At 67.9% G+C, this 1723-nt stretch carries 1 protein-coding gene and 2 pseudogenes; 1 reads left to right on the top strand and 2 read right to left on the bottom strand.

Annotated elements, in window-relative coordinates; all coding sequences use genetic code 11:
- Window positions 1–239: pseudogene (locus G6024_RS04260) on the bottom strand (hypothetical protein); the annotation flags it as partial.
- Between the two features lie 387 nt (window positions 240–626).
- Entirely contained in the window at window positions 627–1337 is a 711-nt protein-coding gene (locus tag G6024_RS04265) for a TetR/AcrR family transcriptional regulator (protein WP_146776291.1), read from the bottom strand.
- 310 nt (window positions 1338–1647) lie between these two features.
- Between G6024_RS04265 and G6024_RS04270 the strand changes: the two are divergent.
- Window positions 1648–1723 (top strand): annotated as a pseudogene (locus tag G6024_RS04270) (2Fe-2S ferredoxin); the annotation flags it as partial.

Here is a 1723-nt window from a genome sequence, read left to right on the forward strand (position 1 = left end):
GCGGCCCGCTTCCACGCCGCGGCCCACACCGACTGCACCATCGCCGACATCGCCTCCGACAGATCCGGAGCCTCGGGCACGTCCCCAGCAGCGCCGGTGGCGTGTTCACGCATCCACGCGGCCACCTCACCGATGCGCACCCCCGCTTCACGCTGCACGCTGCGCACGGTGACCTTGTCCCCTCGCGCGACGAGCACCCCATAGGCCCTGGCGATCTTCTCCGACGTCGACATAGCCATCTCCCCTCCGATCGGTAACGGGTAACCGGAAACGTTTTCCGTTACCTATGTTACCCGCCTGTGGCGTCCGGCGGGATAGTGCTCGCCCGGATATCGCCGGCGAGCGGGCGCTGCGGCGGGTCGTCGGCGCCCAGGGCCCAGGCGACGACCCGAAGGCGATTCTGCCCAGAGGGAGGGGAGCGCCGGCTATCGGCGGTCAGGTTGTAGGTATCCAAGACGGCGGCCAGGGCGGTGTTGCCCGCCGGCGGGGCCACGGTAATCCCGGTGATTCCTCGTTCCCACAGCGACACCGGGATGTGGGAGCCCAGGTACGTGACTGGCGGTCGTGTGGCCAGTGAGTGGTGGTCGCTCGTGAGCGGGCTGTCGGGTGGGGCCGTGGGTGCGCGCTTACCAGTTCTTGGTGGGGTCCATGACGCGGGCGCGCGAGTGGCCGCGGATGCGGAAGCTGGGGTGGGCGAGTCCCTCGTTGACGAGGCGGCGGCCGACGTCGAGGGTGGCGGCGAGTTGATCGTCGGTGAGTGCCATGCGGTCATTGCGCAGGGTCAGGGAGACGACGCCGTTCCATGCGCCCCAGAGGAAGAGCGCGGTTTCTTTCGGCGGGTAGTCGGGCGAGGCCTCGCCCGTGGCGATGGCGCTTTCGAGGTGTGCTTGGAACCGGCCGAGGATCTCGTCGAGGCGGTCGCCGACTTGTTGGCTCAGCTCGTGGGCGCTGGCGGAGAGGCCGGAACCGTGGCCGTCGAAGGCGAGGAAGCGGAACGACCCGCGGTGGTCCAGGTAGAACCGCAGGTACACGTCGCTGGCGGCGATGACCTGCTCGAGGGGCGAGTACTCGGGACGGAGGGCCTCGTCGAGGTAGGTGCTGAACCGGGTCAGCGCGCGGTCGGCGAGGGCGAGCAGGATGCCGTCCTTGCTGCCGAAGTACTTGTAGAGCGCGCCCACTGACATGTCCGAGTCCTCGGCGATCTGCTCCATCCGGACGTTGCGCTGCCCGGAGACGAACGCCCGCTCGGCGGCGTCGAGGATGCGCTCGCAGTTCTGCGCGCGGCGCTTAACCATCCGGGGGCTGCGCCGCGGGGGCGCGCTTGCCGACTCGGTCACCTCCCGGATGCTACCGGGTCGAGGCCCCCCCGGCCCGTGAACGAGATTCACTAGGGAATATTCGTTGACAAAGTGGGTCGGGCGTTCCAGACTGGGTCACGAACGTGGCCGACGTCACAGTGGCGTCGAGGACGGCCACTCCACCGAGAAGAGGCGCGCCGACCCACGTAGAGACGGACGCACGAGGCGCCCGCCGCGGCCGTCTGAGCCCAGGGAAAGAAGCGTGACAAGAAGGCCACTGAGCCTGCGCTGACCAACGGAAAACTCAACGGGCCAAAGGACGTCAAATACTACGTATCAGGAGTTCACTATGGCAGTTGTAACCTTTGTCTCCCACGACGGCGAGGAGCACGAGGTGCCCTTGGAGGAGGGGCAGTCACTCATGC

Source organism: Dietzia maris, assembly GCF_014144855.1.
GTDB classification, from domain to species: Bacteria; Actinomycetota; Actinomycetes; order Mycobacteriales; family Mycobacteriaceae; genus Dietzia; species Dietzia kunjamensis.